At 35.9% G+C, this 20,256-nt stretch carries 20 protein-coding genes and 1 pseudogene; 9 read left to right on the forward strand and 12 right to left on the reverse strand.

Annotated elements, in window-relative coordinates:
• Positions 1–153 precede the first annotated feature (153 nt).
• The 3 genes from ERJ70_RS03625 (at position 154) to ERJ70_RS03635 (ending at position 1,446) form a co-directional block, all read left to right on the forward strand.
• A complete protein-coding gene (locus ERJ70_RS03625) occupies positions 154–492 on the forward strand; it encodes a VOC family protein (RefSeq protein ID WP_209367215.1) in 339 nt (112 codons plus the stop codon).
• 3 nt (positions 493–495) lie between these two features.
• On the forward strand, positions 496–678 hold the full coding sequence (locus tag ERJ70_RS03630; RefSeq protein WP_209367217.1) for a glycine zipper domain-containing protein: 183 nt from the start codon (positions 496–498) through the stop codon (positions 676–678).
• A 282-nt stretch (positions 679–960) separates the two neighbouring features.
• On the forward strand, positions 961–1,446 hold the full coding sequence (locus ERJ70_RS03635; protein ID WP_209367219.1) for a hypothetical protein: 486 nt from the start codon (positions 961–963) through the stop codon (positions 1,444–1,446).
• 176 nt (positions 1,447–1,622) lie between these two features.
• On the opposite strand, the gene ERJ70_RS03640 is transcribed toward ERJ70_RS03635, so the two are convergent.
• From ERJ70_RS03640 to ERJ70_RS03645, 3 genes are all read right to left on the reverse strand, one after another.
• The gene (locus ERJ70_RS03640; protein WP_209367220.1) at positions 1,623–1,844 is read right to left on the reverse strand and encodes a hypothetical protein; all 222 of its coding nucleotides are present in this window, start codon (positions 1,842–1,844) and stop codon (positions 1,623–1,625) included.
• A gap of 77 nt (positions 1,845–1,921) precedes the next feature.
• Positions 1,922–2,056, reverse strand: coding sequence for a hypothetical protein (locus ERJ70_RS20105; RefSeq protein ID WP_256439072.1), 135 nt, complete (start codon positions 2,054–2,056; stop codon positions 1,922–1,924).
• 370 nt (positions 2,057–2,426) lie between these two features.
• Positions 2,427–2,912 (reverse strand): GyrI-like domain-containing protein, encoded by a 486-nt coding sequence (locus ERJ70_RS03645; protein ID WP_209367222.1) that lies wholly within the window; start codon positions 2,910–2,912, stop codon positions 2,427–2,429.
• A 108-nt stretch (positions 2,913–3,020) separates the two neighbouring features.
• Between ERJ70_RS03645 and ERJ70_RS03650 the strand changes: the two genes are divergently transcribed.
• Both ERJ70_RS03650 and ERJ70_RS20160 read left to right on the forward strand, forming a co-directional pair.
• Complete coding sequence (locus tag ERJ70_RS03650) at positions 3,021–3,983, forward strand: helix-turn-helix transcriptional regulator (protein WP_209367223.1); 963 nt, start codon at positions 3,021–3,023, stop codon at positions 3,981–3,983.
• Positions 3,984–4,165: 182 nt separating this feature from the next.
• Positions 4,166–4,380 (forward strand): annotated as a pseudogene (locus tag ERJ70_RS20160) (NUDIX domain-containing protein); the annotation flags it as partial.
• 179 nt (positions 4,381–4,559) lie between these two features.
• On the opposite strand, the gene ERJ70_RS03660 reads toward ERJ70_RS20160, so the two are convergent.
• Entirely contained in the window at positions 4,560–5,951 is a 1,392-nt protein-coding gene (locus ERJ70_RS03660; protein WP_209367225.1) for a sensor histidine kinase, read from the reverse strand.
• Positions 5,948–6,652, reverse strand: coding sequence for a response regulator transcription factor (locus ERJ70_RS03665; protein ID WP_374099748.1), 705 nt, complete (start codon positions 6,650–6,652; stop codon positions 5,948–5,950). Before ERJ70_RS03665 ends, ERJ70_RS03660 begins: the two co-directional genes overlap by 4 nt.
• A 145-nt stretch (positions 6,653–6,797) precedes the next feature.
• Between ERJ70_RS03665 and ERJ70_RS03670 the strand changes: the two genes are divergently transcribed.
• The 3 genes from ERJ70_RS03670 to ERJ70_RS03680 are packed head-to-tail and all read left to right on the forward strand — an operon-like array spanning position 6,798 to position 9,060.
• The gene (locus ERJ70_RS03670; RefSeq protein WP_209367230.1) at positions 6,798–7,556 is read left to right on the forward strand and encodes an ABC transporter ATP-binding protein; all 759 of its coding nucleotides are present in this window, start codon (positions 6,798–6,800) and stop codon (positions 7,554–7,556) included.
• Complete coding sequence (locus tag ERJ70_RS03675) at positions 7,553–8,275, forward strand: ABC transporter permease (protein ID WP_209367232.1); 723 nt, start codon at positions 7,553–7,555, stop codon at positions 8,273–8,275. Before ERJ70_RS03670 ends, ERJ70_RS03675 begins: the two co-directional genes overlap by 4 nt.
• 11 nt (positions 8,276–8,286) lie before the next feature.
• The gene (locus tag ERJ70_RS03680; protein ID WP_256439073.1) at positions 8,287–9,060 is read left to right on the forward strand and encodes an ABC transporter permease; all 774 of its coding nucleotides are present in this window, start codon (positions 8,287–8,289) and stop codon (positions 9,058–9,060) included.
• 312 nt (positions 9,061–9,372) lie between these two features.
• On the opposite strand, the gene ERJ70_RS03685 is transcribed toward ERJ70_RS03680, so the two are convergent.
• The 6 genes from ERJ70_RS03685 to ERJ70_RS03705 all read right to left on the reverse strand — a co-directional run bounded on the left by ERJ70_RS03685 (position 9,373) and on the right by ERJ70_RS03705 (position 18,122).
• The gene (locus ERJ70_RS03685) at positions 9,373–11,541 is read right to left on the reverse strand and encodes a peptidase domain-containing ABC transporter (protein WP_209367236.1); all 2,169 of its coding nucleotides are present in this window, start codon (positions 11,539–11,541) and stop codon (positions 9,373–9,375) included.
• A gap of 28 nt (positions 11,542–11,569) precedes the next feature.
• Entirely contained in the window at positions 11,570–14,776 is a 3,207-nt protein-coding gene (locus ERJ70_RS03690; RefSeq protein WP_209367237.1) for a type 2 lanthipeptide synthetase LanM family protein, read from the reverse strand.
• A gap of 105 nt (positions 14,777–14,881) precedes the next feature.
• Positions 14,882–15,028, reverse strand: a complete 147-nt coding sequence (locus ERJ70_RS03695; RefSeq protein WP_209367238.1) for a lacticin 481 family lantibiotic — start codon at positions 15,026–15,028, stop codon at positions 14,882–14,884.
• Between the two features lie 571 nt (positions 15,029–15,599).
• Positions 15,600–15,728: a hypothetical protein gene (locus tag ERJ70_RS20110; RefSeq protein WP_256439074.1), complete on the reverse strand. Its 129-nt coding sequence runs from the start codon at positions 15,726–15,728 to the stop codon at positions 15,600–15,602.
• A gap of 24 nt (positions 15,729–15,752) precedes the next feature.
• The gene (locus ERJ70_RS03700; RefSeq protein ID WP_209367240.1) at positions 15,753–17,015 is read right to left on the reverse strand and encodes a helix-turn-helix transcriptional regulator; all 1,263 of its coding nucleotides are present in this window, start codon (positions 17,013–17,015) and stop codon (positions 15,753–15,755) included.
• Between the two features lie 618 nt (positions 17,016–17,633).
• Positions 17,634–18,122 carry a hypothetical protein gene (locus ERJ70_RS03705; RefSeq protein ID WP_209367242.1) on the reverse strand — a complete coding sequence of 163 codons (489 nt, stop codon included), beginning with the start codon at positions 18,120–18,122 and terminating at the stop codon, positions 17,634–17,636.
• 97 nt (positions 18,123–18,219) lie between these two features.
• On the opposite strand from ERJ70_RS03705, the gene ERJ70_RS03710 reads away from it, so the two are divergent.
• Entirely contained in the window at positions 18,220–18,807 is a 588-nt protein-coding gene (locus ERJ70_RS03710) for a vWA domain-containing protein (RefSeq protein ID WP_209367243.1), read from the forward strand.
• 224 nt (positions 18,808–19,031) lie between these two features.
• Here ERJ70_RS03710 and ERJ70_RS03715 read toward each other — a convergent pair whose 3' ends face one another.
• Entirely contained in the window at positions 19,032–20,081 is a 1,050-nt protein-coding gene (locus ERJ70_RS03715; RefSeq protein ID WP_209367244.1) for an NAD(P)/FAD-dependent oxidoreductase, read from the reverse strand.
• Between the last annotated feature and the right edge of the window lie 175 nt (positions 20,082–20,256).

Genomic DNA, 20,256 nt, shown 5'->3' on the forward strand with positions numbered 1-20,256 from the left:
GTGGTATCCTCTGCTTCTCCTAAAGATAATTTTGCGAAGATAGAAATCCTTGTTTACGTGACAATTTATTTATATAAATATCTAAAAAAGGAAGGGATAAATTTCTCATTAATAGAATTTAACAATTAAGTACTTAAAAGGAGTTGTACCTAAATGTTTGAGAGGATAGACACTGTTTGCTTAACAGTTAGCAATGTGGAAGAATCGAGTATGTGGTATCAAAAGTTAGGGTTTAAAGTAGCATATAAAGGTGAAGGGTATCAAGTGTTCACGATTGGAAATAGTGGAATTCCTTTGACTATCGAAGAAGGCAATGTAGCTTCCCAAAATTCAACTTATCCTATTTTTTTCACTAATGATATTAAGAATACATATGTAAATTTAAAAGAAAAAGGTGTAGAAGTAACTGAATTAAAAGATGATGGTGACAATACGTTTTTTGATTTTTATGATTTAGATGAAAATAAATTGCAGGTTTGCTTTTGGGAGTAAATGATGAGCAAAAATAAAAAAACTACAGGGGATACTTATCTAGGGGTTGGAATTGGTATAGGATTACCTTTAGGAGCAGTGCTAGGGTTACTGATATTTGATGAGCTAGCAATCGGAGCGGGTATAGGTTTGGTTTTCGGAATAACAATTGGAACAGCAATTGACTCAGAGAATAAAAAAGAATAAAAAGTATTTATCCGTAAGCGGGCAGTTAGCTGAAGAAGTTATTAAATATAGGACTACACATCTTGGACATATCTTAAGTGAGATCCTTTTATTATCAACTGTTCTATTTATCTAACCTAAATACGCTTGTTTTTCCGCATGCTAAAATCATTGCCAATTTGATTGTTACGTTTAATGCTATTGATGGTGGCAGTGTAAATCTTCTAGGAAGATAAAGATGTTGTTACCGGTGGCAGACTTCGATGGAAATTTACGATCGGATGAAAGGGACTGGTGATTAATATGAAAAGACTGAAGTATCTAGCCTTTGCGTTAGGTATAATTTTTCTGTCCGTATATCTTTATCAGAATTTCATTTATTATATGATCCCATTCAATCCTATAGAGGAGTATGCAACGGAATCCACAGTTGACTTTCATCTTACGCAAAATCTCTCTGACGGTGAAGAAGTCAATGCAAAAAGCCACGATCAGAAAACTTGTAATTTAATTTTGGAGTATCTTAGTAACCTGAAGTTAAAACCATTAAAGCATAAGGATGCACGGAACGCGCTTGCTAAGAAAGAAAATGAGACCTATTTAACAGGAATGCTAAAGTTTGATCAGTCAAGGGAAATATTTATTTCAGACTTATTTTTAGATGACCCTGATGTCCTTCATATTAGTTCTTCAACAGCCGGGTTCAAGGGAGAAGGTTATTATAAAATTGTAGATTCTACGTTTGATTATGACTATATTATTAATTTGATTGGCAAAGAGGAGAAATAAAAGAGGATATATGGGAACGACACGCTGATTGTAAATCTTTGATGTGCACCTTAACCAGAACCTTTTTTCCATTTCAGAAATAGAAAAGCCCCGTCTTGTAGACGGGTTATAATTGTTAAAACCGTCTACAAGTGGGGCTCGGTATTACTTCAGATCGGTTGGTTTCTTTTTACTTATTAAAGTAATATCCAACCACCATCTGTATGAACCGCCGTAACCATTCCGTTTCCTTGAACAATTCTAAATCCTTCATCAACAAATTCGAGGAACAGTAAATCAACCCTTATAAGGTCATATTGTGGATTGTCATCGAAGAAATATTCGAGTTGTTGTAAATAATCTTCGCCATTTCGGCAAACTTCAATAACGAGAGCACAGTCATTTCCTATGTTACCCATAGCTGAAACTACTCCAGCTGCCAAGCTGACAGGAGTGGGCAACATAAAGGCAAACGATAATACGGTTGCAAACGCGTTTAGACCACTAACAAGTTTCCCTCATCGACATAAGTGAAGCCTTGCATTCTAATTTCATATTGCGCCCTTTTAATCTTGTATAGATTATCACGGGACATCGTGAGATTTCTAATATATTCTGTTCTGCGACCCATAACAACATCCCCTTTTTTCGCTTATTATTGTAAGAGAAACTTCGTTGGCCAACTTAAATCGTCTTACAATATATAAAGGGGATTTACTACGTTAAAAATCAACCAATCTTTTGAAAAATTTCTCGTTAGAAAGTCAAAAAATCTATAATAATCTATCCTTTCCATTAAGTACAAGCAAATCCCCTGGGAAATTTATCACATTTCCCGAGGATAGATGCTTCCATTAAAGAGTTTGGGGCATATAAGGATGTTGAGAGTAACCACGGGTCCATATAGATGTGTTTGGAAGCAGACATATTTTCACCGGTTCCTGTTTACCAGACTTTCCTGATTTTCTTAAGCGGTACGAACTGACTGCGATTTCTATCCTTTATTTCCTAACCACAGGAATCCACATTTCACCAAAAACGAGGCCGTCTCTTTTTCCCATTTCCACTATAGCATTTGGTCCGCCGACATAGGCAAAGTCCGTTGCTTCCGGCAATACTTGCCCAAAGGCAATTCCGGAAACATGGTTGTTCAGTTCATCAGCCGTTTTTCCTTCCCCTTTGACAACCAGGTATTCCCCTTTTGGAAATTCGATCACTCTGGCTTCTTCTGGAACTGGTGCCGATTCTTTTGCCATGACGCCGGCATAATGCATCATTTTGTTGTTCACTGCTTCGTTCACGGCAAAAATGTAGTCATTGACAGCTATGGATTTTAACGTGTCCAATCTTCCATCCTGGCTGGCGGCCTGCCAAAAGTCTGCTTTTTCTTTGCTCAAGCTGGCAAAGTCCCTATAATCGCTCTTCAGCTCCGTTCCTAAACCTATTACCGTAAAACCGTCTTTTTGTTCTAAAGAATAATCTGCCATATTCAAAACCTTCCTTTATTTAGATTTTCAAGTGAATTGTCTGCATCACTTGTTACGTTTATAATAACGTTAAATAGTATCAAAAAGTGATACCTTTTGGAGGACGCAATGAAAAAAGTTGAACGGATTAATCTTATTATGCGGTATATCAACAATCGTGCCTGCTTTACCATCTCTGAACTCATGCAGGAATTTAATATTTCCCGTTCGACAGTGATTAGAGATATCCGGGAAATAGAAGCTATGGGAATGCCGCTTGTCTCCGAGGCAGGAAGGGATGGCGGATATTTTGTCATGCATAACTCCGTCCTGCCCGAGGTCCGGTTTACTGACGACGAAGTCAAAGCGCTATTCATTGCCTTTATGGCCACACGAAATCAGCAGCTTCCTTATTTGAAGAGCAGGCAGTCCATAGCAGAAAAATTACTCGGTCTTATCTCGGAAAGCCAGCAAGATGACCTTATTTTTCTAAACCAGATCCTGCTTTTTGAAGGGACCAATCCACATAACCCTGACTTGCTTGATCTTTCGGACATTCCCCATCCTTTGGTGGAGAAACTCTTCCAAATGTTGCTTTTAGACAGATGTTTAGTCATTACCCTCAAAGAAGAAAAGGAGACAAAAGTTTTCCCGATTTATCTTTTGCACCTTTATCACGAAAAAAGTCTTTGGCTGATAGAAGGCTTTTACTTAAAAGAAGAAAAGAAGCAGATCTTTTCTGTCGACCGAATCATTGATATTCAACCTTGCTCGATGGAAAAAAGACTAAGCGAGCAAGAAATCTTCTCAAAACTAAATGAGCGGAAAGAAGCGACCAATCTTGTCCTGATTCTAGGTCCAGAAGCAATAGGCCAGTTCAAAAAATACCATCCAATAGACATGTCTCTTTCCTATACGGATCCTTACCAAACGACAGCGGTACTTAAGACATTCATCAACGTAGATCAGCCCGAAGAAGTGAAGGAAATAACAAATTGGTTGCTTTTCCTTGGAGAGGATATCGAGATTAGAGAAATGCCGGAAAAAGTTTTAGCGTCTTTGCAGGGGAGAATAGGGTTATTCTGCCCTTAACAGGGAGTGGCTAAAACAAACCATAAGAAGATTGGACTGGTACCAGCTATACAAGAACCATGAAATTACCTCATGTCATCCTGCAAAACGGAAGCGAGATCTTTTTCCTTAATTGGCGTGTTAAACTTAATTAAGAGATAGACTCTCGGCATTTATAAAACTTATCTAAACGGAGGAATGGTATGGAATATTACAAATACCTCAGACAATTCATCGGGCACAGACCTCTTATTTTGCCGGGTTATGTGGTGATTATTTTAAACGAACAAAATCAAGTATTATTGCAAAAATACGGGATGGAAGTTGGGGACTGCCAGGCGGACTGATGGATTTGGGAGAAAGCTTTGAAGAAGTGGCAAAAAGAGAGGTTTTCGAAGAAACTGGATTAACTATTGAAAACCTGACATGAATCTATGTATTTTCTGGCTCTGAATATTATTTAAAAGTATCAAATGGGGACGAGTTATATTCTGTAACCGCTGTTTACTATACAAGGGATGCCAGGGGAGCGGTGAAAAATCCCAAGGATTGAAAATAATTCCTTGGGATGAGTGGGGAGATGTGTCAATAGAATTATTAAGTTACAAGAGGAATGAAAATTTCGGTTTTTAATCCCTTATCCTTCCGGCGGCTAATATCCACATATCCTTGATGAATCAAGACAATCTCCTTGACAATTACAAGGCCGAGCCCTTTTCGATTATCAGGATTTCGGTTAGTAGAATGGAAAAGACTCCTCATCTTGTTTAATTCCTCTAAATCAAGCCCTTTTCCGGTATCTTCAATGGTTATACTCATATATCCTTTATTTTTAGCCAACGCCACTGTGATGTCGCAGCCATCAGGGTTATGTTTTATACTGTTTAGTATCAGGTTGCTAAATGTTCTTTTAAGCAGGCTTTCGTTGCCTAGGACTTTTAGATTGCTTGTAACGTCTTCTGTTTTTAAATGGATAGTGTAGTTTTGATCTAATCCTCTATTAATTATTTCGCTTAGAACTTGTCTTATTGTTTTTAAGGGTGATATTGGCGTTTTGTTAAGTGACATACCGTTACTTTCTAAAAGGGATACCAGATTGAGGTTTTCTACCAGCTCTTTTATGATAACGCTTTGTTCGGATACCACATTTATCCGTTGTAAATCCTTTTCTTTTAATTCAGGACTTTCCTTCAATTCTTCTGCATAGCCCAGTATCAGAGACAAAGGAGTCCGAATGTCATGTGAAATTCCTTTAATCCAGTTCTCTCTGTTTTCTTCCTTTTGAACCAGAGCCCTTTCTCTTTTTTGCAATTCATCTGAAGTCTTGTTTATACTATCTGCGATTTCCTTAAAAGGCTCATTCGCTTGTAAATGTATCGGTTTTCCTTTAGGAAGATCCGTAATTCCGTTTACAATTGGTAAAATGGATCTTTTCATTCTCTGTGACAATATGAGATATAACATTAGTAGTAACAAGAGATTTATGACGACAATCCAAGTGATAAAAAAAGGTATATCTTTCAGTAAAGGAATTGGTATTTCGTTATTTATGCGTGTATAGCTTTCTTTTGGATACCCTATTACTAGTAGACCTTCTTCATGTTCCCATACGAAAACCGGATAGTCTTCAAGATAATATCTGGTGAAATGGGCGATATCACTTAGTTCGTATTTCCTGGGTATTTCATTCGGCAAGTCAAGTTTCCAAATAACTTCACCGGTGGTATTTTGTATTAACATGCCCCAAACTTCTTCATCTTTTAGTTTTTTCTTAATGGAATTTTTTAATTGGTACTGTCCTTCCTGATTAATCAATCCATTTTTTGTCTGCTGGAGGATCTCTTCAGGAGACTGGTCTTTTTTTTGATAGCTTTGTATATTTGAGTATAAAATGCCTGCATAGATCAACATATTAATTATTAATAAGGAGATGGAAAGGAAAAAAGTTAAGAAAATGAATTTCTTGATTTGAAAAGCAATTTTCTTCATATTGGTGGATATCCTTTATTTTCGGTTATTAACTTATATCCAAGCCCTCTCAATGTAATTAAGGATACGGGTTTGGAAGGATTTATTTCAATCTTTTCTCTTATTCGTCGAATATGTGCCATAAGTGAATTTTCATAGCCCCAGACATGATTCTGCCAAACTGTCTCGCATAAGGAATCAATAGTTACAATTCGACCTGCATTTTTATTTAATTTGTCCAGGATTTTAAACTCTGTTGCAGTTAAAGGAATCACTTCTCTGTTTTTGGTGACGTGACCTGTGTGAAAATCAATAGTACTGTACTTTAAAGGGACAACGGAGCTTTCTGGATAAACTCTTCTTAAAATCGCTTCCATTCGCAAAATTAATTCTTTAGGTAAGAACGGTTTGACAATATAATCGTCAGCACCTAAAGAAAGTCCTCTTAATTTATCATCATCTTCTCCTTTAGCGGAGAGGAAAATAACAGGGACATCTGATTTGCGTCGCATAAAGTCCAGCAAGTCGTAGCCAGATCCGTCCGGAAGCATGATATCAAGAATTACAATTTCAGGGTTAAAAGCCATGAATAATTTCCTCCCTTGAAAAACACTTCCGGTAGCTTCAATATGTGTAAACCCATAGTCTTGGAGGATAGAAGTGATCATACTTTGCAGTTTTTCTTCATCGTCAACTACCATAATTTTTTTATCAATCATCATTACCTCCCTCATTATAAGTTTATCATACAAAATTAATGTCTTGATGACGTATTTGGAAAAAGTAAGGTAATTGTAAGGCTGATAGAAGTTTAGCGTAAGGTTATATTGATATACTTCTTTTTAAAAGAAGCAAAGGAGAGTTTGTATGAATATCATTGAAACAAATAACCTAACAAAAAAGTATAAAAACTTCACGGCCGTTAACAAGATTAATTTGAATGTTAAGAGGGGGCGAATTTACGGTTTTTTAGGCCCTAACGGTGCAGGTAAATCGACAACAATGAAAATGTTGCTTGGAATTACCAAACCTAATTCAGGAGGCTTTCATATTAACGGTATGTCTTTCCCAAAGGACCGCGAACAAATTTTGAAAAGTATTGGATCCATTATTGAAAGCCCCTCTTTTTATGGGAATTTAACAGGAAGAGAAAACTTAGAAATTATCAGGCGGATACTTCACTTGCCTAAAGAATCCATTAATCATAGCTTAGAATTAGTCGGATTGGAGGAATTTGGAGATAGGTTGGCTAAAAAATATTCTTTGGGCATGAAACAACGATTAGGTATTGCTTCAGCCATCATCGGTAATCCCTCTATCTTGATTTTAGACGAACCTACAAATGGATTGGATCCGATTGGGACCCATGAAATACGGAACTTGATAGTATCTCTTCCCCAAAAAATGGATTGTACAATTTTTATTTCTTCCCATATGTTATCAGAAATACAACTGATGGCGGAAGATGTAGGGATTTTAAATAAAGGGAAATTATTGTTTGAAGGAAGCATGGATGAACTCAATGTAAAAGCGGAAGAGGAAGGATATGGTTCGGAAAATCTGGAAGATATGTTCCTCGGTATGATTCAAAGAGACAATCAGAAAGATAACAGGTTGATTGTATGAAGTCATTGGTAATTGAACTGAAGAAACAACGAAGAGCAGGAGTAATTGAAGTTTTGATATTGGGAGGAATAGCTGGATCTGTATATTCGGTGATGAACTGGTTTGTGCGTAAAGAATTTTTTCTTACAGCAGATAATCCCATGTCTACATTACTGACCCAATTGTATGGGGTTATAATTTTAATGAACATATTCGCTATTATTGTAAGTGCCAATAACATTTACCATATGGAATTCCAGTACAAAGGGATAAATAAAATACGTACCTTGCCGATTAAAATTTCAGCTATCTTTACAAGTAAATTAATTATCCTGATATTCACCCTGTTTTTAGCGTACACAATGGAATACATCACTCTGGCTATTTTAGGAAACCACTTCATTCCTACAGGTTCTTTTGATTTATCTACACTTTTTAAGTTTGCAGTATATTCTTTTCTTATAGCAGTGCCAAGTCTGACTTTTATGCTTATTATTTCTATGCTTTTCACCAACATGTGGGTCACGATTGGAATTGGAGTAGTTGGTTTTTTCAGTGGTATGTCCATGGTCAATGGTGATAGCATAGTTAGCTTGGCTAATCCTTTTGTTCTTATTTTAAAGCCAGCTGTGAGTTTGTCATCAGATGTTGATGTGTCCATATTGCTAATATCGGTTGTGGAGTCCTTTGTTTTTGTAATAGTGGGAAGCATGATAGCAAATAAAAAAATGTATGAATAGGGGTTTGATAAATGAATTTCTTTAATTTAGTGAGGATAGAATTTATGAAGGTAAAGAGATCGAAAATAATTCCTATATTGGCCATATGCCCGTTTTTGATTGTAGCTACTGGAATCAATAGTTTGTTGAATTATATCTCTCCCGAAACAGAAGGGGCATGGCAAGCAATGTTTGTACAAAGTTGTCTGTTGTTTTCCTACTATTTACTGCCATTCACCATGATTGTTGTATCTGTCTTAATATCACAGAGAGAAAAAGCTAATAAAGGTATTTTAAAAATGTTGACACTGCCTGTAAACAGACAAAAAATTTCTATGGCAAAATTCGTAGTCTTTCTGTTCTTTTTGTTTCTACAGGTTGTTATTTTCTTTACGCTCTTTCTACTGGTTGGACTATATGCTTCTAACAACATCGGCTTGCAGGAACCTGTTCCGTACTTCTATATAGTAAAGTGGAGCCTGATTATATTTTTCACTGCAATCCCTCTTGTTTCGATTATTTGGCTGCTGACTGTTATGTTTCACAAAGTTGTTCTGACAATTGGATTAAGTGTTCTGATGGTTATTGCCTCTGTATTCGTAGCGAATGTAAATCTAGTTTGGACCTTGTTCCCATTCAGTTACAGCGGGAAGTTTGTATCAGAAGAGTTAAGCAGAGTTTCAAGCGGTATTAGTGAACTGGATGTACAACTCTTCCCTTTTATCCCTTTTGCTGCTGTAATCACCTGTTTATGTTTATTGTTGGCTTCCAAGCGATTTGGCAAGAAAGAGATGAGGGTTTATTGAATTAGTGCAAATAATTTAAACTATTATTAAACTGTTACTTTTTCGGATTCCATTTATCCTATGAATGCAGGTATGACAAAACGCTGAAATGCTTGATAAGCAAGATTTCACATTAAAGAAAATTCCTAAAAAAATCACAGTGTCGCCTAAAATATTTATTAGGAGAGCTTCTCTCTAAGGAAGCTCTCCTTTGTACTTTTAGTTATGGATCGGCTCGAACTTAAGTAAGGGAGATAAGGGAAAACGGCATCAACCAAATTAAATACACACATTAAAGTATGTTTCTCAATGCTTGGCTTTGTTACTCTTTCTTCAGACACTTATTATCCCTTCTTTGTCTATAGAGCTATTTGAATAGAGGTTTTGATATTTACTGGAATAAATCATAAGTTCCTCATGGGTACCCACATCAACAATCTGTCCATCCTCCAACACAATTATCTGATCGGCATTCTTCACTGTAGACAGTCTGTGTGCTATCACTATTCTTGTACAATTCAGAGATTGAATACTTTTTTCGATTCTTGATTCTGTAATAGAATCAAGTGCACTAGTTGCCTCGTCTAATAACAAAATAGAAGGGCGTCCTACAAGAGCCCTTGCTAATGCAATTCTTTGCTTTTGCCCACCTGAAAAGTTAGAACCTGTTTCTGAAACCACTGTGTTAAAACCCATAGGCATGTCTTTAATGTCATCTGTAAGGGCAGCCATTTCTGCAGCCCATTCAACATCTTCCGAAGTAACATCCTCTTGATTAATTATGATATTTTCGTAAACCGACTTATTAAATAAAAAGTTTTCTTGTAATACCACACCAATGTTTTTTCTGAAAGAGGATTTATTCAAATGCTCATATGGAAGTTCGTCAAAGAATATTTCTCCTTTAGTAGGTTTATATAATCCGACTAACAGTGCAGCTAAAGTACTTTTTCCAGATCCTGATTTCCCTACAATAGCAACTTTTTGTCCAGGGTCTATGTTCAAGGATACATCTTGAACTACTTCATGTCCGTTATCATGGTATTTAAAATAGACGCTGTTTAGTTTTATCGCCCCTTTCAATTCCTTAATTTCAAGTGTATTATTCTCTTTTTCTACGGGAGACTTTAAAACGTCATCTATTCTGTCTAGCAATGCTTGCATTGTCACAATGTCATTTGCTAAAGTAGCTAAAGAATTTAGTGGACCTAGAAAAGACATGGAAAGAGACTGAAAAGCAAACAGTGTGCCGAGAGTAATATCGCCTTGCTGGATTTGATAAATACCTAACATAACAACTACCAAGGGAGCTGTATAATGAAGTGCCTTTGTTACAGTATCAATTTTAACCTCAAAGTCCGCTTTCTTCTTAGTTGAGCTGAGTTGTTGTTTGAACAGCTTCTCCCATTTTGTATATATTTGATTCTCTATACCTAACGACTTAACAGTTGAGATCCCACCAAGAACCTCCGTCATAAAGCTGCTGGTCATTGTTTGATTGTTAATCTCATCCTTTGTTAAGTATTCTAAATGTTGTTTAGAAAAATAGACTGTTAGTACTTGCATCAGACCAATGCTTAATATAGTAAGTGCTAGAAGCTTCGATTCAATCAGCATATATCCGAATATTACAACTACCAAAAAAATATTAATGATAGATGAAAGTAGTTGTTGTGATAAAAACTCTCGTATTCTTATATTACTATTTGCTCGATAAATCAAATCACCACGAGATCTAAGTTCAAAAAATTTGTATGGCAGTTTGAATAAATGTGACACAAATCTATTCATTAGCTGCTTATCAAGTGAGTTTTGCAATCTTACCACCGAAAAGTTTTTTATTGCCAAGAAGCAAACTTGAAAAATGATAATAGAGAAAAAAGCTAATATTAATTGTAGTGCTCTACCTTCTAATTTTTCTGTTACCGTTAAATCAATAATATATTTCGTAACAATTGGAACACCCACGGCCAACAACTGTAGCAGGAGAGATATAAGCAATATGTAATACAGCAGTTTTTTGTGGGAGAACACAACATTTATTATACTGAAATTTCTTTTTTGTTTTTTTTGTTTGAAGTTCGGATTTGGCGCTACATCTAAAATAACGCCAGAAAATGATTGGCTGAAGGAATCTTTGTGTAATTTTATGCGCCCTTTGGCGGGATCAACGATATAGATAATATCTTTTTTAACTTTATCAATTACTACGTAGTGGTTCTCATTATAAAAGGCAATGGCAGGTAATTGCATATTATCACTTCCGAGTAACTCGGTAGGAACTCGTTTAGCAGTGGCAGCTAAGTGGAAGCTTTCGGCTGCTCTTTTGATTTGCAAAAGGTTGATTCCATCCCGGCCGTTACCAAAGTATTCTCTTAGTTCCGTTAAACCCACATCATATCTATAATAAGATAAAATCATGCTTAAACAGCAAATTCCGCACTCATATCGGTTCAATTGTTTAACTACGGGAATTTCAACCTTAGTTTTTCTGGCTAACATTTAAATCACCTCCCATGTTGTCCAGTCTTTAATGATTTGGCATCTCTAGAACCCCTAAAACAGAGGGGATACTGTTATTGTAGAATCTTAGTAACTGGTAACCTATTCCTGATAGTCCAACCATAAAATTAGGGGTCTGTTGGCCACCGGGAATTCCACATTTCCAATTATTTTTACCATCTTTATTTACCTTTAATATAATTTCGAAAGCTTTTTTATAGGCAAAGTCCCTTAACGCATAATCATCATAAAACTTAGAGGATAATAGAAGAAGTTCTAAGTTGCCTAAATCTCCATGACACAAGCTGTAATTTAATCCGGTAATACCACTAACAACAGTCTTCTTAACAGCTCGATCTAAATCAGTAGTAACTTGACTATCTTGATAGTACTCAAGCATTTTTAGTCTTCCAAGACCAATACCGGCAGCTCCATTACACCAATGGACAACTGATTCAGCTTTATGATCGTTATCAAATAATCTTAAATCTAACCAGTTATTCAACTCCGAATCATATAACGAATTTTCATATTTTAAACTTGCTTGTCCCGCGGACAAGTATTTTTGGTTTTTCGTTTCTTTTGCCAGCATCATCAGTGCTAATGCGATGCCTGCCGAACCATGAGATAATCCTGAAAGTGGGGGCATATCTTTATTTTTAGGCAGTAACCAACCATATCCAAATTTATTACTTACGGCATGTTTTAATAAATGGTCTCCACATTTCACCGCTACACCTCTTGCTTTATCGTAATGAGTTAAATGATAAAAATTGAGACAAACAATTAAGGTACCTGCACTTCCATTTAATAAATCAAAATTTTTGTCTTTATCAACATTACGGTCTATAACGTCCACAAGTTCTTTGGCTTTATCTAAATATGTTTCGTTACTCCAGAGTTTAGATAAATGAGATAAAACATAAATCGCTGAAGTATATCCTGAAAAAGCTGATGTATATTGCCTTCTGGTCATCATCTGTTCTTTTAAAGCTGTTTCAAGACAAGCCTCGGAGATATCCTTGAACTCTTCTAATTTAGACTCACTTGCTAAATACGCATAAAATAAACTCATACCCAATAGTCCATTATACAATCCCATATCCATTACCTTATATTGAAGCTTTTCATCAGAATTCATTCCCATACCAAGCCATGTTACATCCTTTTTATCTTCCCCCCATATAGCGTCTTTTTTCATTAGGCTTCCTATTTTAATTGCTTCAGTTAAGAATGCCTCTTTGTTGATTTGTTCCGAGTCCACTTTATTGAGAGGTTGTTTTTGTTTACTTTCCATCATAAGATCTTTACTAATATAATGTTTAGTCAGCAAAGACTCTTCAATAAATTTGATTTGCCTTTCGCAGTCTTCCAAGCTTAAATTATTTAGTTTTTTTAATACTAATAATAGGCTATCCTCTTTTATAACGTTTCTTATTATCTGTTTTTCATTTCCTACGAGGTTTGTAGAGTTTATTTTACAACTGAAGTAGGGAATGTCTCCTATTAGCATTTCTTTGCATTCAGAAGAAATAGTTTCTATCCTGTCAGGCAGGTCCTTCGCTAAACGCCATAGAAAATCAAAAAGATTTACTCTGTCTAATCCATTTTTAAGGTATTTAGGGTGTGTACTAGCTTCTAGTAACCAGCTATAAACAGGTGTATTTCTTAGTATTACTCTCACGGTGTCCTCTTTGAAGTGATGTATTGGTCCATCGGTAGATAACAACTCTTCAAGGTTTTCCATAGTTATCTTGTAAGTATTACGAAATCCATTTTTGATTCTTTGTACGTGATCAGTCGAATCTATTATTTCCTTTTTAAAAACAGGTAAATTGTTACCTTGTGGTGAATGAATAGTTTTCTTTACAATTTTCATATTGTCTGTGTTTTTATTTACTATCATCGGTCTGACTAGCTGTCTGCTTTTTCCACCACCCAGACCACTCACATCCAAGTCATAAATTACATCCTCTGCAAACACCGGGAGAAGGCTTGTTCTAATTACCGAGTTGGAGATAATATCGATAGCTTTCTTAGTGGATGAAGTAGTATAACTTTTATTTGAGTTAGATATCACATTATGAAAGAGGGATTCCAAATCAATAAGAAAGGGATGTTCTCCCTGGGCAATTATATTACCATAGTGAAAATCGGTCGCGTTTAGTAAATATAAAACTGCTAAATATTGACCTTGTCTTTCAAAAAAGTTTTCAACTTCTTCCTCAGTAGAACACTCCTTGAACTCTATATAATCTTGCCAACCATAATCCTTGCGATTAATTGTCGATAAGGTGGCAAATTGTTTATTAATGCCTTTAGCGTTATACCATTCTAAGAGTTTTTGGAAGTGTAAATCTATCGATAATGATCTCGGTTTGTAAAGAAGTTTTTCACCGTTGAGGAAAGATAGCTTTAAAACGCTACCACTGTTATGTGCGTCACCAGTTTGTTCAATATTAATTACACGGTCATATGTTTTATTAAATCTTTGCTCTATGTGGTCCATATCCATTAAATATCTATTTAGTGATTGGATAATATTGGTGATTATATTCGGAATGCTTTCACATATCAAACGACCTAATAAGGGGTATTCCAGCAGTAACGTGAGTACCTTTTTCTTGTTACCAAGCTTGTAGGTCAAGAAAAATTCATATCTTTCTTCTGGTGTGTCCCCGATCAATTCATCATTTATTCTGTTAAGTTCATAAATAAGGGTTTTTCCAGCAAAGTTAGTAATCTGACTAACAACTGCTTTAAATACGATTTCTATTAGAACAGAATAATCTAATACCTTTTCATATATTGTATGATTAACTTTAACCTTCAGTGAAGTTTTTGCTTTTTCGAGGAAAGGGATCATGAAGGTTTTAAACGGAAAATCATTATTATTTATAAAATCTTGTTCTTCTTCACTTAACTCTTCATTGTTTTCACTGAAGACAGATATTAAATAATGATACCAACTGTATTCTTTGGGATTACTTTCCGTATATTCATCATTTATAAGATTTAAAAAAAGATCATAAGATATTTTGTCTTGTTCCAAACGTAATTTAATCAAATCATTATCGTTTTCCAGTCGACTTAACCACTGTACTAGTCTATCTGAGTTAGGGATGGGTGGCTTGTCCTGTATATTCTTAATAGACCTTTCTGTTAAATAAAGTGCTTTTGACCATTCCGTATTATTGAGCATAGAGTCCAATGTATTATCAGTTTTTTTAAGCAAAAGATCACCTTCAATTTATGTTTTAATAAGAAAAGAACGCTTTTAAAGCGCTCTTTTCCAAGAAAGTTAAGTAAATATTCATAGATGAAGTGCATGTAACTTCTTTTAGAAGCAGCAGGTAAAAATAAATTGCCAAGTGTTCATGTGACATTCGTGAGAGACAGTGGAGATAGCACCATCCGCACCTACGATATCTGCTAATTCCTCATCCGAAATGTCTTGGATTGCTTCTAGGGCTTTGTTTTCTTTCATCTTAAGTCACCTCCAAATAGATTTTAAGATGCATCTTGGTTTAGAATATAGCAGACTTTATATTATTGGTAAAACAGGATATTTTTTCAAAAAAATGTTAGTAATATATGGTTAACCCATAATTCGGAATAATCGGGAAAGTTTCCGAAGTAGAACGAAACATTTACGTTTTTTTTCTAGGTTGATTTATCAAAATTGAAATAAACTTTTCAGAATGTTTTTTACATAAAAGAGAATATATAATATAATGAAAAGTTAGGGTTTACATTCAATTAAATCTATTTATTTTTAAAATTCTTGCCTTCAAGATTAATCTTTTTTTCTTTTAGTCATGTTTGAGGACAGAACTCAATTGATGAAGTTGATTTTAATTCTATTGGACTTACTTGGTTGATTGAGATTTTTTCATCAAATCCGTATTTTTAGTGACTAGCTTTTTTGATGATCTAAATAATTTTTTATATTTATTTTTTTAGTGCACAGCATTGTTATAGATTAATGTTAAAGGAATTTATATCTTAAGAAATAAACAAGGTGCACAGAAGCCTGTTCACCTTGTTTAAAGAAGTATTCAACTTTCAAATTCGATACTATCATGGTCAGGATGTTCTTCATAGGCAAAGTGCGTTTCGTCCATCATAGTGGAGAGTCCCAAGAGTACAACTAAAGTTAATACGGTAGTAACGAGTATTTTTCTCATAAGTAAACAGCCTCCTAAATAATTTTATATATTTACTTCCATTGCAAAATTAAAATACATTGCTGATAATTTATACTTCCGTTTACTAAAATAATGTTCTCCTAAAAGCTTATAATAGCTAAACTTTTGGTGATGTAACCCCTTTGATTCTAGAAAAGGGATGATTTTATTAAGTATCAATTCTTCCAAGGCATCATTGTCACCTTTAATTAAATGCTTGTACACATCAAATTCATGTTGGTAAATATGGCTTGTTTTTATATGCGAGAGAAGACTCAGACCAGTTTTCATCCATTTTTCTGCGTTCCTAAGATCGCCTATTTGATAGTATTCTTTCATTAAACTTGCAATAGGGGTTATATGGTGCGGTTTTGGTTTATTAGCCCTTAGTTCATAGCTTTTCAAGAAATACTCTAAAGCCTTTGGTGAGTGATTGATCTTTGAGTAGAGGTTACCTATATTTTGCACTGAAATAGATAAAAGTTCTTCATCATCAGTTTTTTCAGCAATATATTGGGCTGACTGATAACTTTCTAATGAGTTTTTGATGTCATTTATGCGTAAGTAAGTTATACCTAATAATATATGACACTGTGCACATTTTTTTAGATTGTAATATTTTTGATAATATTTCAATGCCTTGTTTGCGTATTTAAAAGTAAAAAAGGATTGATTAGTGTGGCTTGCTGATAATGCAATCATATAATATAGGCTGCCTTTTTCTTTTAATTGGGAGTGGCAAACGTCATTGATATAATCTTTGGCTTCTTGAAAAGATTCTAGTGCTTTTTGATAAGCTAAATTATAAAAAAAGTAGTAACCCCTGAATTTAAGCCAATAATATTTTTGATTTCCGGATAAGTTTTTAGAATGGCTTTTCAAGTATTGGTATTGCTCATGTGCCTTCTTTTTATCTTTTAATAGAATATAATATCTAAGCTTATGTATATCTATAAGTAGCAACACATTATTATCAGTTATTAAATCGTGGTGTGAATTAATTTGGTGAAAATTCTTTTTCATTTCTTCCAAATTTTGTTCAAATAAATTTTGAAACCAAATGTTACAAATCTTGTTCATTCTTTCGCTTTTTTCAGAAACAGGATCAATCTTGAGTTTTTTACACAAGAGATTAATAATTTCATCAGGAGGTTTTACAAAGCCATTTTCAATTTTAGACAAATAAGAATTAGATATGATCCCTTCTGATAATTCACTTTGTGTCAGGCACATTTTTTTCCTATAATATTTAATCCTATTTCCAATCTCCTTTGTTATTTTCGTCACACCTTTCTTTTTGTTGATTTAAAACTGATATGTAAGTTGTATAAAGCGTCATAGCATCCTAATAACTCTTAGATGCTGATTTAGGAGATTTTACTAAAAAAGTAAATTCTAGTATCTATTATATTAGTAAATGCTGATTAAGCCAATTGCATTTATAACTTTCTCAAATAATTTTTCTATACGATAATCTTCGTGAATTATTGTCTTATTTTAAGAAAATTTTCCTTTTTGACGGGCCTTTATAATTTTTATTGATAGAATACCTTGTAGTTTTATTGGCAGAGTGAAAGGGATTGTGAATAATAAGTAATAATGTATATTTTCTATATAGCTTCCCTGTAGAGTGAGATGATTGTTATTTTATGTAAACTTTTCTAGTGCACTCCATAAAGAAGTTTATATTAATTCTTTAAAGGGAAGTAAATCTTGCTTCTATTGTTCCTCCTAGTTTGTTTATTACGTAATCATCACACTACATGGTTATTCCTGCCAAGAATAAGCAACAATTTATAAAGATCAATTTACTCTCTCCAAAGGTGGCCATGTTTCGGATTCTTAACCAGTTTTTGATTGCAAAACAGAAAGGTTGTATTTAAGAAGCATTCTTTAAACTGTCGTTTACCACAACGTCTTTACTCCCATATATTCCAGCGCCTGGTTCACTTCGTCGACATCATACGTGCCGTTTTGCAAACAAAAACGGATGACGAGGTCAAAGGGATCATTGTATGAAAGGGAATAACCGGCGGCATCTAACAATTCTTCGGTTTTTGTTTCATCTAATCGCAATCCGATTGCTAGAGTGGCAACGGTTTGTTTGCTTGTTTTGTAATCCGGGTTGGATCTGATTTTGGAGAACAGTCTTCTGTCGAGTCCGGCCCGTTTATACACCTCAGAATCGGTATATCCTTTCTCGTCGATGAACGCAAAGAGTGTTTCAGAAAAGGAGGGGGACTGGTTTTCCTTTATATAGTCTTCTAAATCCGCTATATTCGTTTCGCTGTCTACGGAAAAGATACTTTCTGACTCATATAGCGGCATGTTCATGCTGATTCGATGCATTTCCACATATTCCTGCAACGCTTCCAGCGTGTTTTGATCAAGCATGATCGGGCCTCCTCATTGTCGCTTCACAGGCGACCTGTTCCTTTGTTTTTGTTGTTAACATTATAGAATCGAAAGCATACGAAAGGATGAGGAATCGATGAAACAAAAGGTGACGGAGATTATTTTCTTACTCGATCGGAGCGGCTCGATGAGCGGTTTGGAAAGTGATACCATTGGCGGCTTCAATGCTATGATGGAAAAGCAGCGCCGTTTGGAGGGCACTACGACAGTAACCACTGTTTTATTTGACCATGAATACGATATATTGTGGGAAGGGATGGACGCGGAGCAAGCTGTGTTGACAAGCAATGAATATGTTGTCAGAGGTTCGACCGCCTTGCTGGATGCTGTTGGGAGGACGATTCTAGATGTCGATCGACGACATTCACAAGCAGGATTTGAAGACAGACCGGATGAGGTGTTGTTTGTCATCACTACCGATGGAATGGAAAATGCCAGTAAAGAATTCAGCTATGAAAAAGTGCAACGCTTGATTAAGCGGCAAAAACAGCTGCACGACTGGCAGTTTATTTTTCTGGGGGCTAACATCGATGTGGCAGTCGAAGCGAGCCGGATGGGGATCGAGGAAGAAGATGCCCATGCATTTGAAGCGTCCGCCGAGGGCATGGCAACCATGTATGATCAGGTAAACGAAATGATGATGGAGAAGCGAAGCAAACGATGATACAGTGCCTGAGCTCCAACACCTTATCCGGGCATGGTTAATAAATTAGCCGTCTTGATTTATAAAGGTTATGGGAAGCGTATGGAATCTGGCGCAAAGATAATGGAAAGAGGAAACAGACGATCACCTCCGATCGATACTTTTACTGAGAGATTGCCAATATTCCATAGTAAACCCGGCAGTCCAAAGAGGGCTGTCGGGTTTGCCATTTCAGTCGACCTTGTTTATTTCACCATCTGGTTGATCAACGCCTTGTTGCGTTGCTTGAAAATATCGTTGTGGGAGGATACCATGCCGTACTCTTGGGCATCCGGCTCAATATATTGCTTTGCCCGGTTGACGGCATTGGCTGCATCCTGGAAAGCACCGGCGATGAGGTGTACTTTCCCGTCATATTTGAGAATATCTCCGGCAGCAAACAGTCCGTCCACCGATGATTCGCTTGACGGGGTTCCCTCGATAAAATAATCGTCGCGTTTTTTTATGTCCATGGAGCAGTTTTTCAACAGCTCCGTGTCCCGTTCGTAGCCATGGTTGATGATGACTTCATCAATGGGAAGTTCGGTTACTTCGTTTGTCAGGTGGTTGGTCAACTCCACTGATTTTATTTTCTCTTTTGTTTTACTTGCGACCAATTTGGTGATGGAAGTGTGGAAGTAACATTCCGCCGGACTGTTTTTCAACTGTTCGACCTGCGCTTCATGTCCCTTGAGAGCATCCTTTCGATACGTTAAATAAACCTGTTTGGCGAATGGGATAAGTTCGTTTGCCCAGTCTACTGCAGCATTTCCTCCACCTGAAATAATGACGGTTTTATCCTTGAATTGATTCAAAGATTTCACCGTGTAATGCAGGTTGGCTACTTCGTATTTTTCCGCACCGTCGATTTCGAGCTTTTGCGGCTTCAATATACCACCGCCGACAGCGACGATGACCGTTTTTGAATAATGTTTTAGTCCGGCTGCCGTATGCAGAACAAAATGGTTTTCATCGTTCCGGGTGATTTTCACGACTTTTTCATTCAGTGCAACTGTCGGCTCAAAGGTAAGCCCTTGTGCAACCAGTTGCTCTATCAGTTTTTCACCAGAAACGGGGGTCAGGCCCCCGACATCCCATATCATTTTTTCCGGATAGACATGGATTTTGCCGCCGAGATGCGGCTGATATTCGATCAGTTTTGTTTTCATCGCCCGCAGTCCACTGTAAAAAGCGGAATATAATCCGGCAGGACCGCCTCCTATGATGGTCACATCGTACAATTCTTCTTCGTTCATTTTCTTCTCCTCCTTGGTTGAAAAGTATTGATGCGGTGGATGTAAGTAGCGACTTCTCGAGCTGTATGTAATGAATCATCGTTTAAATGATAATGATTTTCAATATCAATTAAATCTTACCACAAGCAAAGAAGTAACTCAATAACATGTGATAGAAGTATCGAAAAGAGAATGG

It is taken from the genome of Sediminibacillus dalangtanensis (assembly GCF_017792025.1).
GTDB lineage: Bacteria > Bacillota > Bacilli > Bacillales > Amphibacillaceae > Sediminibacillus > Sediminibacillus dalangtanensis.